Genomic DNA, 15,067 nt, shown 5'->3' with positions numbered 1-15,067 from the left:
GAAGCGAACGGGAGGTTGCATGAACCAAAACAAAGCGCCGCGTAGCATGGCCATCACCCGGCGGGCGTTGCTCGGAAGCGGTGCGGGCGCGGCATTCGTGTCGAGTGGCCTGGTGCAAGCCGCGGCAAGGATTGCTTCTCCGAATTTCGTGATCCGCTCGGGCGACCTCTCGATTGCCGTCACGGCACTCGGCGACCGCGCGTTCCGCGTCCGCGTCGCGCCCGTTGGAGCGCCCCCCGCGACGCCAGGCGAAATGCTGGCGCCCATCGCGAAGCCGCCAGTCCCCAGGCGGATACGGGAGGGCAGCCGAACGCGTCTGACGCTCCCGCAGGCGCAGTGCGTATGGGATGAAGCGACCGGATGCCTCTCGTTCCATGACGGCGCCGGCAACCTGCTGCTCAGCGAAGCTCCCGGATCGCGCCACGTCGCCCAATCGACGATCGGAAACGAGCCGACCCTGGCGGTGACGCAAGGCTTCGTCAGCCCGGCCGACGAACGCCTCTACGGCACGGGCTGTTTCCAGGACGGCCATCTCGATATCCGGGGCCTGCCACGTCGCCTGACGCAGGTGAATACGCAGATCAGCCAGCCGTTCGTGCTGTCGAGCAATGGCTATGGTCTGCTGTGGCATAATCCCGGCATGGCGGAACTGAACCGGCCTGACCGGCCGATCGCGTTGACCCGGCAAGCGGCAGCGGGCGACGCGCGCATGGCTGATGTCACCACATCCACCGGTAATGCCCGCGTCGAGCGCCGCGATGCCGTGTTCACGGGAAAGTTCACGGTCCCGCAGGGGGGGCGCTACGCGTTCCTGCTCGATCTAGGGCGTAAGATGTCGTCGCGCCATTATGTGGAGATCGACGGCAAAGCGCTGACGGATCATACCAATCTCTGGCTGCCACCGACCGCCAGCTTCATCGGCGAGCTCGCCACCGGAGAGCACAGCGTGCTGGTCAGGGCGGGTGACGAAGACACGCCGGTGCTCAATTTTGCGCCTGTCGAAGATCGCACGACCTGGTGGTCGCCGGTATCCGAGGGCATCGATTACGTCGTGATCGCCGGGCCTACGGCGGCGGAGGTCATGGCCGGCTATCACGCCTTGCTTGGGCCGCAGCCGATGATGCCACTCTGGGCGCTCGGCTACATCCACTGTCGCGAGCGGTTTCACTCGTCGGATGAGATCATCGCGACGGCACGCGAATTCCGCGCGCGCAAGCTCCCCTGCGACATGATGGTGCAGGACTGGCAGTATTGGGGGAAATACGGCTGGAACGCCATGCGCTTCGACGAGGAGCATTACCCCGACCCCGCGGGCCTCGTTCGCGATCTGCATGCGACGGACATGCGCCTGATGCTGTCGGTCTGGTCCAAGGTCGGCAAGGAAACCGAGCTGGGCAAGGAAGTGGCAGCGAAGGGCTTCTACATTCCGGGCACGGAATGGATCGATTTCTTTAATCCGGTCGCCGCCCGCTTCTATGCCCGACAGCAGAACCAGAAGCTTGCCTCGCTCGGCATAGACGCATGGTGGCAGGACGCGACTGAACCCGAGAACGACGATCTGGTCGGACGGCCGATTTACGCCGCACCGGGCCGGACCCAGCCGGGCGAGAAGCGTCGTAATCTCTATCCGCTGCAGGTCAGCCGAACGGTGTATGGGGAACAGCGGCGGGCCTATCCGGACAAGCGGGTGATGATCCTCACCCGATCGGCAGCACCGGGCCAGCAACGCTATGGTGCCGCGACATGGTCGGGCGACATCGGCCACGACTGGGAGACGCTTAAACGGCAGATCCCGGCTGGTCTGAACATGGCTGCGGCGGGCCAAGCCTGGTGGACCGTCGATGCAGGGGGCTTCTTCCGGCCGGGCGAGGGGCAATATACGGACCCTGCCTATCAGGAACGGTTCCTCCGCTGGTTCCAGTTCGCGACGTTCCTGCCGTTGACGCGCGTCCACGGCTACATGACGGATACAGAGTTTTGGCGATATGGTGAGACGGTGGAGCGCATCGCCCGTTCCTATCTCGAACTTCGCTATCGCTTGCTGCCGTACACCTATGCCCTGGCGGCCGAGGCTTCAGCGGTCGGAATGCCGCTGATCCGGCCGCTGGTGTTCGACTTTCCACACGATCCAAAGGCGCTCGATCAGGTTCATGCGTACATGTTCGGCAGCGCGATCCATGTCGCGCCGGTACTGGCTGCAGGCGTGAAGACCTGGGACGTCTACTTGCCGGTTTCGGAGGGCGGCTGGCACGATTTCTGGACAGGCGAGCGTCGTGAGGGCGGCCGGACGTACGCCGTCCCGGTGACACTGGACCGCATTCCGCTTCACGTACGGGCTGGTAGCATCCTGCCGCTGGGGCCGGTCGGCCAATCGACGGCCGGGCTGCTCGGTGGGGCGCTCGATCTTCTGGTCTATCCAGGTCGGAACGGCGCCGCCTCGTTGTACGAGGATGACGGGCTCACCTATCGTTACGAGCAAGGGGCCTCAGCGCAAACGACGTTGGAGTGGGAGCAGGCAACAGGCGTGCTCACTCTAGGTTCGCGGCGGGGCACTTATCTTGGCATGACGAATAGTCGCGTGATCCGCGCTCACTTGATGCGGGCTGGGAGCTCTGCGATGTCAGTAAGCCAGGGTGTGGAAGTCGGTTATGTCGGACGGGCTAAGAAAATGATCCTTCGGAATTAGCTGATATAAATTCCTCCTCCATCGACTGCGCGGTACGACGAATTCGAAAGGAACGGATCTGACCCAAGAGGTCCACCACTTTTCTGAGCAGGGCCGGCCGTCGCATCAACTCCTACGGGCCAGATGATTCGCATGCCGCGCTTCCGGCCGTCACCGTGCTCGGAACGCCTAGCGGGGCACCAATTCGTTGCTTCCATCATAGCCAATTGACTAATAAATCGATCGCAATTGCGATATGAACGAATGGCAGAAGTTGGGGGAACGCGGATTGCCGGCTTCGCCCCGCAGCACACTCGGCTCGGCGCAGGATATTGGATCCGTCTTCCGCGAAATCGCCATCGTCGAGATCGGCCTAGCGGGGACAAGCACTTGGGTTTAACCGGCGCCATGCGTCTGCCTCGCTCTCGTTTCTTTGTACCGTTGCTCATCCTAGTGTTGCTGGTGAGCATCACCGGTGCCGGATGGGCGACGACGTGGATCGGCTCCGTGCTCCTGTGGATACTGAGTGGCGCCATCGCTCTGGTCCTGTTCGCCGCGCTACTGCGTGACTCCGAATGAATCGCAACGCCGTATTTCGGACCGTGGGCTCGTGAGCGTGGACGTTACAGCCATACGCTCGGCCACGTCATGGATACGCCAGCGTCTGCGCGCGAGCGAAGCGGTCCTGATCTTGCTGGCGGTCGCGATCGGTGGTGCTGCCGGTTTGCTGAGCGTCGTTCAGGGTGCGATAGCGCGGACGATCCAGCATCTGCTTTTTGCCCTCCCGAGCGGTGAGCGATTGAGCGCGACACCGGCATTACCTTTGCTTGCGCTGCTCGCCCTGCCGCTCGGCGGTGTCGTGCTGGCAATCTTCTCCTGGATCACGAAGGCGCGAACGCGACACATGGTGGACGCCGTCGAGGCGAATGCGTTGCACGGCGGTCGCATGTCGAGAAGCGACAGCCTCGTCATCTCTGGCCAGACGATCATCTCGAACGGGTTCGGCGCATCGGTGGGGCTTGAGGCGGCCTATGCCCAGCTTGGCGGTGTCGTCGCCTCGATCGCGGGTGGTTGGTTCCGGCTGCGACGTGCCGACCTCCGGATACTGGTCGGTGCAGGCACGGGTGCCGCAATCGCGGGAGCCTTTGGCGCGCCGTTGGCCGGGGCGTTCTATGCATTCGAGATCGTCATCGGGGCCTACACGCCCGCTGCGATCGCGCCCGTCGCCGCGGCATCACTGTCTGGCGTGCTCGTCGCTCAAGCGTTCGGCGCCGAGGCGTATCTGGTCAACGCGACTGTTGCCGAGCAGGTGCAGACGCACCATTACCTCATCTACGCCGGTCTTGGCGCCGTCGCCGCGGCATTCGGCATCCTCCTGATGCGCGCGGTTGCCGAGGTCGAGTCACTGACGCGCCGCATGCCCGTTCGCATGGCTTGGCGACCAATCGTCGGGGGCGTGCTGCTGACCCCTCTCGCATGGCTGACGCCGCAGGTCCTCTCGGCAGGACACGGCGCCCTGCACATAGACCTCGAATATGGTGTCCCTCTCACGATCCTTGCCGCCATTCTCATCATGAAGAGTGCCGCTTCGGTTATCTCGCTCGGCTTTGGTTTCCGGGGCGGGCTGTTTTTTGCCTCGTTGTTCCTCGGCAGCCTGCTCGGCCAGCTTTATGCAGGCGGGTTAGGGTGGATTGCCGGTCAAACGCTGGTCGAACCTGAGAATGCCGCGCTGGTGGGAATGGCGGCACTGGCGGTCGCGGTCGTCGGCGGACCGATGACGATGGCCATGCTCGTGCTGGAGGCGACGCACGATTTCTCGCTCGCTGGCGCAACGATCGCCGCGTCGCTGGTGTCCTCCACCATCGTCCGCGAGACGTTCGGCTACTCGTTCTCAACGTGGCGGCTTCACCTTCGTGGCGAGACGATCAAAAGCGCCCGTGATGTAGGCTGGGTACGGATGCTGACCGCCGGACGCATGATGCGAAAAGTGGAACGGCCGACGTCTGCACGGGTCACCGTTGCCGAGTTTCGCCGCAAGTTTCCTTTAGGATCGACCAGTCGCGTCGTCTTGGTCGATGAGCAGAATCGCTACGCCGGCGTGGTCCAGACCGCCAGCGCCTTTGCCGAAGGTGTCGCGTTGTCCGATCCGGTCGGCACGCTGGCAATTCACCGGGAAGAGGTTTTGTCACCCGACGCCGACATAAAGGCCGTTATGTCCGCCTTCGACACAGCGGGTGCAGACGAAATGGCCATCGTCACCGAAGACGGCGATGTACTTGGCGTCCTGTCGGAATCCCACGTTCGACGACGCTATGCCGAGGAGCTGGACAAGTCCCAGCGCGAGTTGTTCGGAGAAGCGTAACCCGTAAAGGGCAGTTTGGTGAGTATGGGGGAAAGTGACTCGCGGTTCGCCACGCTAAGCAGACAGTGCGTAATTCTCCCAGTCACAGCTCCGATATGACGCTTTAACGTTACACCGATTTAATATTCGCAACAGGCGGCGCTCATCGTCCGGTTCCAAAAGGAGCATATGCTCACAGGACAAGGATAAATACCGTGATACTCAACCGTCGCATGACCGTACGCCCGATGATCGCTGCCGTCGCGTTGGGAACCACGGCACTCGTCGGTGTTGCTGGCGGGGCGATCGCCGCGGATGATGGTCGCACCAGCATCGCCGAGCGATTCACCGCGCCCGGGCCCGCTGCCGTCGCGTCGACAGGGGTGCATGCCTCGCTATCGGACATGGTCGAGGCCGTCGGACCGAGCGTCGTTCAAATCCAGGTCAAGCCCGCGTCTGCGCAGGAGCAGCAATTCGAACCGACGCAGTTCGGATCGGATGACGGCGAACTGGCCGATCGACTGGGTCAGCTGTTCGGGTTCGGCATGCAGGATCGCGGTGGGCAATCCGAGGCGCCACAACAGCAGCAAGGCCCGCAGCGTGGATCGCTTGGATCGGGGTTTATCGTCGACGCATCCGGGATCGTCATCACAAACAACCATGTCGTCAACGGTGCCGACCGCGTCACCGTCCAGATGTCGGACGGTCGCGAGTTCGCCGGTCGCGTCCTGGGGCGTGATTCCAAAATCGATGTCGCCGTGGTGAAGATTGAAGGGCAGGGTAAGTTCACCCCGATCAAATGGGGCGACAGCGACCATATTCGCGTCGGAGACAGCGTGTTTGCCGTTGGCAGTCCGTTCGGCCTTGGAAACACCGTGACATCAGGCATCGTTTCCGCACGCGGCCGCGAGATCGGAGCAGGGCCTTACGACGATTTTCTGCAGGTCGATGCTGCGATCAACAGCGGCAACTCGGGTGGTCCACTGTTCGATAGCGCGGGCCGGGTCGTCGGTGTGAACACCGCGATCTTCTCCCCGACTGGCGGCAACGTGGGCATCGGGTTTGCGATACCTGCCGCCATGGCGCGGAAGGTCGCGCTTCAGATTGCGCAAACCGGCCATGTGTCGCGTGGCAGGATCGGCGTCTCGTTGCAGGACCTGACACCAGAGATCGCCAGCGCGATGGGTTCGAACGCCACCAAGGGCGCGTTGATCGCTGAGGTCGAAGAGGGCGGGGCAGCCGCGCGGTCAGGCCTGCAACGCGGCGACGTCGTTCGGCGCTTCGGATCCAGGCCGGTCGATAACGGGCGCGACCTTGCCCGCGCCGTAGCAGAGGCTCGGATAGGTTCGATCGTTCCGACACAGGTGCTGCGTGACGGCCGCCAGGTTTCCCTGAACCTGCGCATCGCCAGCGAAGCGATAGGCCAGTCCTGAGCCCATGGAACCGGGGGGCGGTACACGCGTCCGCTCCCTGACACCTCGAATGGAACGGTCCGACTTTGAAGCTGCTCCTGATCGAAGACGACGCACAGACCGCAGACTATGTTCGCCGCGGGCTGGTAGAGCTTGGCCACGTCTCCGATCACGCCGCTACCGGCATCGACGGCCTCACCGCCGCAATCGTTGGCCGATATGACGCGATCATTCTCGACCGGAACCTGCCCGAGCTCGATGGACTGTCGGTGCTGAAGGCATTGCGTGCGAAAGGTGATCGGACGCCTGTACTGCTTCTATCGGCACTCGGGCAGGTGGATGACAGGATCGCGGGCCTTCAGGCTGGCAGTGACGATTACTTGGCCAAGCCCTTCTCGTTTGGCGAACTCGTTGCACGCCTGGAGGCGATAGTCCGTCGCCACAGCGACACCGACACGACGCAAGGTACCCGCCAGACGGGCTCGTTGACGCTCGACTTGCTCGGCCGCACGGCCACACGCAACGGCAGGCGTATCGAACTGCTCAACAAGGAGTATCAATTGCTCGACTATCTGACCCGCCATGCCGGGCAGGTGGTGACACGCACGATGCTGATCGAGGCGATCTGGGACTACAACTTCGATCCGGGGACGAACGTCATCGACGTTCATGTCAGCCGCCTACGCGCCAAGATCGACGGTCCAGACGATAGTCCGATGATCCGAACCGTCCGCGGCTCGGGCTATCGGCTGGATGCTGTCTGACGATGCGCTGGCCGTCGACAGCCGCGTTGCGGGGTGCGCTCTGGATCACGCTGATCGCGCTGATCGCCACCGGGATCGCCCTGAGCGTGCAATATGTCCAGACGGTACGCTTGCTCGACGCCCGCGCGCAGGCAACGGTCGACGACGAGACGGCAGGACTTATTGAGCGGTATCAGAGCGAGGGGCCATTTGCAGTCGCACAGTCCGTGTCGCGTGCGGTCGGGCGCCCGCGCGTTACAGATTTCATCTATCTCATGACCGACGCTTCGGGCCAGCCGGTCGCGGGCAATCTCGCCAAATGGCCCAACGAGATCGACCGTACCGGGTATCGTACGTTCGATACGCAGGTCGCGACGACGCGGGGCACGGTCATCGAGCGACAGGTCGCCGCGCGTACGGTGCTTCTCGGCAACGACTATCGGCTGCTCGTCGGCAGCCTCTCGGACGATCGCCGCCTGCTGCATGACCGCTATATCTCCGCACTGGCCTGGTCGCTGATGGCTACCGGCGTGATCGGCCTGCTGTTCGGCTTCTGGTACAGCCGGCGCGGGCTCGCCTTTCTCGATGCTGCCAGCACCGCCGGCGATCGTTTTCGCGCCGGGCATCTGGACGAGCGCTTGCCCGTGACGGGGCGAGGCGATGAATATGACCGCCTTGCAGCGACACTGAACCATAGCTTTGCGGAGATCGAACGCCTCGTGGATTCGCTGCGAACCGCGACCGATGCGCTTGCTCATGATCTGAAGACGCCGCTGACGCGGATCCGGTCTCGGCTCGAACTTGCGGCCCTTGGCGGGAATCAAAATGATGCGATGTCGGATATGCGCAGTGATCTCGATGCCCTGCTCCGGACGATCGACGACACGCTACGACTGGCTAGAGCAGAAACGACGATGGCCAGCGAGTTCGTTCCAGTGGATCTGGCGGCAATCGTCAGCGAGGCCGTTGAACTGTTCGAACCCGTAGCAGAAGATCGGGGGCTCTTACTGAATGCCAAAGTATCGCCGGCGATAGTCAGCGGTGTGCGATCGCTTCTCGGACAACTCGTCACGAACTTAATCGACAATGCGATCAAATATACGCCCCCAGGTGGTCTCGTGTCAGTCAGCATCGACCACCGTCGTGACGGGCTGTGGTTCATCGTGTCCGACACCGGGCCGGGGATACATCCGGATCAACGCGAGCATGCCCTGTCCCGGTTTGTCAGGCTCGACGCTAGCCGCAATTCCGAAGGCAGTGGCCTTGGCCTCAATATCGCGCTCGTTGCCGCAAGGGTTCACGGTGCCGGCCTTGCGTTGGTTGACAACACCCCAGGGCTAAGAGTCGAAGTTCATTTCCCAAACGCACTGTAAGATCGTTTCATCTGCAGCGCTGATAAGTCTCTGCATAGGTTCATAACCGCCCCTGAAAAGGCACCTGCATTCACCGATATCGGCCTTTTAAGATGGAAGGCCGGGATTTCTGGGTCTGCCTTGAAGTCAGCTTTAAGAGGGCGAGGAACGGAAAAGGGCGCCCAATATTACTTGGACGCCCCTCCAGAGCGAGCTGTGCTTGGGAGCGGCTCGTCCTGTCTCGTAAAAATTACATGCCGTTCGACAGGTTCGTGTCGGGATCATTCGTTCGCATGTCTTCAGCCTGGTTTTGACCGGTTGCACGAACGGCGTCGGCCTTATTCTCCAGGCGATCCTCAACAGCTTCGTTATCGACCCGATCGGCAGCATCCTCAAGATTATCCGCAACCGCTTCGGTGTTGGATTCGATCTTGTCTGCAGCCTGTTCGCGTGGGCTGGAGTTGCAGGCCGAAAGCGAAGCGAGCCCTGCTGCAATCGCGATTACGAATGTCTTCTTCATTTTCGATCCCCTGTTTTTGACTGCGAGTTCTTGTGGCGTAATCGCTGACCGGAGGCTTTGTTCCTGTTCATTGGGCTTTTCTACTCGTCGTTACGACGACAACAGCTTGGCGATCCAGCGGCTGCGATCGAACTGGCCGCAGATCATGACGATCGCCGCGGTCAGCGGGACCGCGATCAGTGCTCCGGCGATGCCCCATACCCAGCTCCAGAACGTCATCGCGACGATGATCGCCAGCGGCGACAGCGACAGCTGCTTGCCCTGCAGGATCGGGTAGACGACGTTGCTGATCGTCATCTGCAGAACAACGAACCCTGCGAACACCAGCAACGGCATCTGCCACCCGCCGAACTGGATAAACGCGAAGAGCACGGGTGGGACGATACCGACGATGTTGCCGATGACCGGGACGAAGTTGAGCAGAAAGTTGAGGATGCCCCAGACCAGCACCAGCTCGAGCCCCGTCATCCACGACCATAGGGACGATGCGACGCCGGTCAGGATGCTGGTCGCAAGCGTGGTGCCGAGATAGCGGCGGATCTGGCCGGAAATCTCCTCGCCGACTTCGAGCATGTCGCGTCGCGCTCCACCCTCGAACATCTCGTACAGCTTGCGCCGAAGCCGCGGCACTTCGGGGAGGCCGAGCATCACGACTATGCCGATGAATCCAACATAGGTGACGAAGGCGTAGACGCCGCTCGCCAGCATCTGGACCAGCATCGTGATCCGCTGCCGGTTGATCGTCCCGGCGATCGGCACGCCGCGATCCGCCGCCCAGGTGGCGAGGTGGTTGTATCCGCGCTCGAGGCCCGCCCATTGCGACGCCACCGCGCCGATCACCTGGCCGACCGAGAGGTACACCGCGGCGGCGAACGCTCCGAGGATCATGACCAGCGACAGGAGAGTCAGCGTGTAGGCGATCCAGGAGGGCATGAACCGCGCCAGCCAGCGTTTCAACGGCCAGAGCGCGGCGACGATGATCGCGGCAAAGGCGATCGGCATGATGACCGCAAAGCCGATCCGTAGCGCGGCGATCAGCAGGATCGCCGTGATGATGCCGAGCAGGCGGTTGCGATAGCGGTCCTGCACGGGGATGTCGGTCATTCGGCACGTTCCTTTATGTGTTCGCCGGCATGGCACATGGCTTCGGCATTGAGGCGCGCGCCCAGCAGAAGGGCCCAGGCCGACACCATCAGCCAGAGCATCAGCACCACGACCGCGGACAACGAGCCATAGGTGTCGTCGAAGCGCGCGAACCGCGCGACATAGGCGCGAAACATCATCGTCGCGGTCAGCCACAGGGCGACGCCGGCGATCGTGCCGGGCAGGGCGCTGCGCCACGCGATCGCCTCCGACGCCGGGGCATAGCGATACAGGATGATCAGGCCGCCACCTGCGCCGAGCGTCAACGAACCAAACAGTGTGATTGCCGACGCCAGCCGGGCACCCGGCAGTCCGTCGGGAACATAGCTCTGGAGGAAAGTGAGGACGGACAGTGAGATAAGCGCCGTCAGTACAAGCGCGGCGCAGCCCAGGACTACGATCGTCGACACCAGTTGTCGACGCAGTCCGCTACGCTCGCGTTCGATCCGATAGGCAAGGTTGATTCCGTGAAGCAGCGACCGTCCCGCACGACGCGCACTGAACAGCGCGATGCCGAGCGACACGATTAGCGTAACGATCCCGTCGCGACCGCTGGCAAGCCCGCGGTTCAGGTTCGCCGCCACCAAGTGCCGCGCGCTGACCGGCAGGATAGCGACGATCTTGTCCATATTATCGGCGACCGCGGTTGGTGGAACCACCATGCCATAAACGCCCGAAATGACGCCAGCGAGCGGGATCATCGCTAGAAAAGCGGCAAACGCAATTGAACTCGCTGCGATCCCGAAATCGTCGCGTAGCGCGCTGCGGACCGTTCGGGCCAATAACACAGCCCACAGCCCGATCCGACCAAGCGCTTGGGTAGACATCTTGAAGCGCAGCAGACGAACACCGGCACGAAGGGCTTGGCCACCCTTCCAGTCCGTAGCCATCATGGGTCGGTATTTCCGGTCCAGGGATGAGCCGTGAAGCCGCGGCAGGAAAGATCGATCACGGTCAGCTCCACGTTGCTCCGGCATACCGTTCGAGGTGGGGACGGGGTTCCGCGCAATCGTCAGCATCGTCGATCATCTACCGCAGTCCATCTGTGAGGATGGCCAGAGTTGTTCGCGGGGTGCAACGAGCCCCCGTGAGCTGACGGTCGCGTCGGAAAACAACGTTCGCGGAATCAGCCCGCGGTCGATGCGCCGAAGGGGCGGTCGATGCGTCGCCTAGTCGCGTATTCCGTGACTGTTATGTGGTCGGCGCGCCTGGAAGCGGAGATCAGACAACGAGTATGACTATGTCAGTCACGGCCACGGGGAGGGGACCGAGACGGATAAATGAACTCCGCCCCGAAGCTGATCGGGCGGTTGGTCTATTGTCGTAAAGATTGGTTGCCGACGACAGCTATAGACATGAATGAATGGCAGAAGTTGGGGAGGCAAAGCTCCCAGCGGAATGTCCGCATCTGGGTCTCCTCAAATGCTGCCTTACGGCGTGATGATGGGAATCCGGCTCGCCACCACGTTCTTCGTCTGGCGGTCAAGCGACCACAGCATACGCGGCTTCGAGCGATCCCACGCGATTGCCTGACCGCCGGTGGATAATGAGATCGTCGCGACGTGCTCAAGTACGCTGCCAGCTTCCGGGAGGCGCAGCGCGTAGAGTTCCGGGCGGTCGTGGCCGGTGACGTAGAGCAGGCCATCGTCGCCCCACGATCCGCCTGAGCAGCTCATCGGTGCAAAGCGTGCCAGAACGCTTTCGGGGAAATGCCACGATCCGGTGCTGCGGAACTGCGCGTCGAAGCGGACCAGCAGCGTCCAGCGATGATCGTGACCCGGCTCGCCGCCGCGCGCTTCGGGATAATTGGCGTAGCCTGCGAACCAGACGTCGCCATGCCGTTCGATCCAGGTCAACGACCCCGGTATCGGTGGCAGGCTAACGCTGCGGAGGTGGCGCAGTGTCCGTGTGTCGAATATTTCGACCGCACTGGACATCGGTACCGCGGGATAGTTGGACGCGGCGCAGACGAGTTCGGCGCCGTTGACGACGCACGAGTTCATATGCGGATAGAGCGCGCGCGGCCCCTCCCATTGGGCGACCCGCTTGCCGGTCTTCTTGTCGTATTTGCCGATGCGGTTGTTGCTCATCGGGTAGAAGAAGCGCGCATCGACCGCGACGCCCTGCCGAGCTTCCTCGGCGACGAAGCGCGATACGACGGTTGCGGGGGCGAGTATCGGGACGGTGTCCTGTGCGCTGCCGGCCGTAGCCAACAGCGCGGTCGAGATGAGGGTGAACGCGGTGCGCATCAGAACTTCACCGATACGCCACCGTAGAACGTCCGGCCATAGCGTTCGTTCTGGATGATCCAGTCCTTGCGGTTACCCTGATACTGGCGGGTCGGCGCGTCGGTCAGGTTCTGCGCCTCGGCGAACAGCGTGACGTTTTGAAGCAGCGCGAAGCTCGCCTTGGCATCGAGCCGCTTGAGGTCGTCGTTCGACTGGTCCTGATAGTCGAGCGCACCGACCGCGAGCAGCGCGTGACCGGTATTGTGATAGGCGACCGACGCTTCGACCGGCCCGCGCTGGTAGAACAGTTCTGCGCCGTAGAGATATTCCGACTGGCTCGGGAAGGTCGAAGTGCGGCCGGTCGGCAGCCGCAGGGTCGAATTCGTCAGCGTTCCCGTCAGTTGGACGCCCAACCCGGACAGCGCGCCCGGCAGGAATGTGAACTGCTGCTGGAACTGCGCTTCGATGCCGACGATGTCGCCTTTGTCGGCGTTGAACGGCTGCGCGATCGTTAGCGTCGCGTAGTTCACGCCGTTGTAGACGGTGTTAGTGAGCGTGGTCGTCTGCGTGAAGATCGGGTTCTTGATGAGCTTGGCGAACACGCCGACGCTAAAAAGCCCGCCGCGCGCGAAATACCATTCGCTCGAGACGTCGAAATTGTCCGCGCGATACGGTTTCAGGTCGGGATTGCCGAGCGTGACGATGCCGTTGCCGGTGTCGATCGAGCCGCCCGGGGAAAGCGAATTATACTCGGGACGGCCGAGGCTGCGCGAATAAGAGGCGCGCAGGACGGTTTCTTCGTTCGGCCTGACCCGCACGATCAGCGACGGTAGCCAGTCGTTGTAGTCGGTCTTGCGGGTCAGCGGCACGACGGTCGCGGTATTCTGCAACTGATAGCCGGTGACGTTCAGTCGGGTATGTTCGAAACGCAGCCCGGGCGTGACGGTGATCGCGCCGAACGCCAGATTGGCCATCGCATAGCCCGAGCCGACGTCTTCCTTCAGCTGGAAGTCGCTGATCGTGTCGTTGGTCAGCGAGGTCGCGCGGTTCAGCACGAACAGATTGCCGGCGAGCTGCGCCGCGGTGAACGCCTTGATCGCGGCCGGGTCGATGAGCGGGGTGTTCACATAGCCCTTGTCGGTATCGGTGTTGTCGGGATGCACCGTCACCGACCCACCCTGGAGGTTGTACTGGCCGAGCGTGAAGCGGGTGGCGGCATTGGCGCCGCGATCGTAGACCGGGTTGCTCTGGTCGAAGTCGCGGTCGGAGGTGCGGTATTTCGCGCCGACCTTGAAGAAGCTCTCGCCGCCCAGGTCGTAGGTCGCGTCGAGCTTGCCCTGCCAGATCTTCTCGACGCCGCGCTGCGTCTGCTGGTTGTACTGGCGGAACTGCAACTGGTTGGCACTGCATTCGGTGATCGGCGCAGCGGTGTAGATCGTGTCGGTGAAGTCGAACCTGACCGGGCCAGGGTTGCATCGGAACTGCCAGGTGCTGAAGCGGTCGAGTACGGTGTTGCGACTGCGGGAGCCGGCATATTCCAGCTTGAGCTTGTCGATCTCGGTCGAGCCGCCGACCATCGCGGTCGCGATCGTCTTCACCTTGTAGTCGAGCCGCAGGTCCTGGCGCCGTTCGGTGCCGGTGCCCGCCACGCCGGTCTGCGAGCTGGGCGTGCCCGGTGCGGAACCGGTCAGTCCGTTGGCATCGAACGTGAACGGCGTGCTGGTGAAATCGAGGCGGTAGCGGCCGCGCACCTCGTCCTCGATGAACTTCGAATATACGCCGCGGACGTAGAAGGTCTGGTGGTCGCCCGGGTGCCAGTCGAGCGAGCCGGCGCCGCCGATGCGCGTGCGGGTGAGGTTGTACTCGGTGTATTTGATGTTGGTTGGGACGCCGCCGCGCGCCGCGCCCGCGACCGGGCGCCAGTCGTCGGGGTAGAAGCCGTCGCTGGTGAAGTCGCGCTTCGAATAGCTGCCGCCGAGCACGATCCCGAACTGTTCGTTGGCGCCGAAGCGTTTCGCGATGCTGGCGTCGGCCTGGTACGGGACCTTGCCGTTGAGCTCCTGGTACCCGGCCTTGGCGGTGGCGGCGAGCGCGAAGGGCTCCTTGAAGTCGAATGCGGTCTCGGTGACCAAGTTGATCGTGCCGCCGATGCCCTGGCCGTCCATGTCCGCGGTCTTTACCTTCGCGACCTCGACCCGGTTGACCAACTGGCCCGAGACGATGTCGAGCGGCAGGGCACGCGTTGTGCCGTCGGGGTTGCCGATCTCGAGCCCGTTCAGTGTGTAGCCGTTGAGCGTCGAGGGCACGCCGCGGACCGACGCGTAGCGGCCTTCGCCTTGGTCGTAGGTGACGCCGACGCCCGGAAGATGCTCGATCACCTCGGCGACGTTGCGGTCAGGCAGGCGGCCGATATCGTCCGCTGCGGCGACGTCGATCACGCCGATCGCGTCGCGCTTGGCGGCCAGCGCACGCGCCTGGCTGGCCCGCTGGCCGGTGACGACGATCTCGGCTTCGGGGGCGTCTTCGGTCGGCGGGATGGTCTGTGCCTGGAGGGTCGTGGCGGTGGAGAGCGCGAGCAGCGACGCGGTCAGCGATATGGCGGTACGGAGGCGGTTCATGATGGTCCCCTTTGGAACGGCGCACGCTTTCGGCTGCCGGTCAGA

11 protein-coding genes are annotated in these 15,067 nt (G+C 63.0%); 6 read left to right on the top strand and 5 right to left on the bottom strand.

Going from position 1 to position 15,067, the window contains the following annotated elements:
* The first annotated feature begins 19 nt into the window (after positions 1–19).
* From AC1ME3_RS01510 to AC1ME3_RS01485, 6 genes are all read left to right on the top strand, one after another.
* On the top strand, positions 20–2,686 hold the full coding sequence (locus tag AC1ME3_RS01510) for a glycoside hydrolase family 31 protein (RefSeq protein ID WP_480954549.1): 2,667 nt from the start codon (positions 20–22) through the stop codon (positions 2,684–2,686).
* A 387-nt stretch (positions 2,687–3,073) separates the two neighbouring features.
* Positions 3,074–3,244 carry a hypothetical protein gene (locus AC1ME3_RS01505; protein WP_480954548.1) on the top strand — a complete coding sequence of 57 codons (171 nt, stop codon included), beginning with the start codon at positions 3,074–3,076 and terminating at the stop codon, positions 3,242–3,244.
* A gap of 37 nt (positions 3,245–3,281) precedes the next feature.
* Positions 3,282–5,027, top strand: coding sequence for a chloride channel protein (locus AC1ME3_RS01500; protein ID WP_480954547.1), 1,746 nt, complete (start codon positions 3,282–3,284; stop codon positions 5,025–5,027).
* A gap of 194 nt (positions 5,028–5,221) precedes the next feature.
* Positions 5,222–6,439 carry a trypsin-like peptidase domain-containing protein gene (locus AC1ME3_RS01495; protein ID WP_480954546.1) on the top strand — a complete coding sequence of 406 codons (1,218 nt, stop codon included), beginning with the start codon at positions 5,222–5,224 and terminating at the stop codon, positions 6,437–6,439.
* Positions 6,440–6,504: 65 nt separating this feature from the next.
* Positions 6,505–7,182, top strand: coding sequence for a winged helix-turn-helix domain-containing protein (locus tag AC1ME3_RS01490; RefSeq protein ID WP_480954545.1), 678 nt, complete (start codon positions 6,505–6,507; stop codon positions 7,180–7,182).
* Between the two features lie 2 nt (positions 7,183–7,184).
* The gene (locus AC1ME3_RS01485) at positions 7,185–8,534 is read left to right on the top strand and encodes a sensor histidine kinase (RefSeq protein ID WP_480954544.1); all 1,350 of its coding nucleotides are present in this window, start codon (positions 7,185–7,187) and stop codon (positions 8,532–8,534) included.
* A 229-nt stretch (positions 8,535–8,763) separates the two neighbouring features.
* On the opposite strand, the gene AC1ME3_RS01480 is transcribed toward AC1ME3_RS01485, so the two are convergent.
* From AC1ME3_RS01480 to AC1ME3_RS01460, 5 genes are all read right to left on the bottom strand, one after another.
* Complete coding sequence (locus AC1ME3_RS01480; protein ID WP_056483526.1) at positions 8,764–9,033, bottom strand: hypothetical protein; 270 nt, start codon at positions 9,031–9,033, stop codon at positions 8,764–8,766.
* Positions 9,034–9,123: 90 nt separating this feature from the next.
* Positions 9,124–10,137: an AI-2E family transporter gene (locus tag AC1ME3_RS01475; protein WP_480954543.1), complete on the bottom strand. Its 1,014-nt coding sequence runs from the start codon at positions 10,135–10,137 to the stop codon at positions 9,124–9,126.
* The gene (locus AC1ME3_RS01470) at positions 10,134–11,003 is read right to left on the bottom strand and encodes a YihY/virulence factor BrkB family protein (RefSeq protein ID WP_480955882.1); all 870 of its coding nucleotides are present in this window, start codon (positions 11,001–11,003) and stop codon (positions 10,134–10,136) included. Before AC1ME3_RS01470 ends, AC1ME3_RS01475 begins: the two co-directional genes overlap by 4 nt.
* Before the next feature lie 603 nt (positions 11,004–11,606).
* Positions 11,607–12,425, bottom strand: a complete 819-nt coding sequence (locus AC1ME3_RS01465) for a YncE family protein (RefSeq protein WP_480954542.1) — start codon at positions 12,423–12,425, stop codon at positions 11,607–11,609.
* Positions 12,425–15,022: a TonB-dependent receptor gene (locus tag AC1ME3_RS01460; protein WP_480954541.1), complete on the bottom strand. Its 2,598-nt coding sequence runs from the start codon at positions 15,020–15,022 to the stop codon at positions 12,425–12,427. The genes AC1ME3_RS01465 and AC1ME3_RS01460 overlap by 1 nt, the downstream gene beginning before the upstream one ends.
* Between the last annotated feature and the right edge of the window lie 45 nt (positions 15,023–15,067).

The sequence above is a fragment of the Sphingomonas sp. BL2 genome, assembly GCF_056680015.1.
This window is presented reverse-complemented; position numbering and strand designations above follow the sequence as displayed.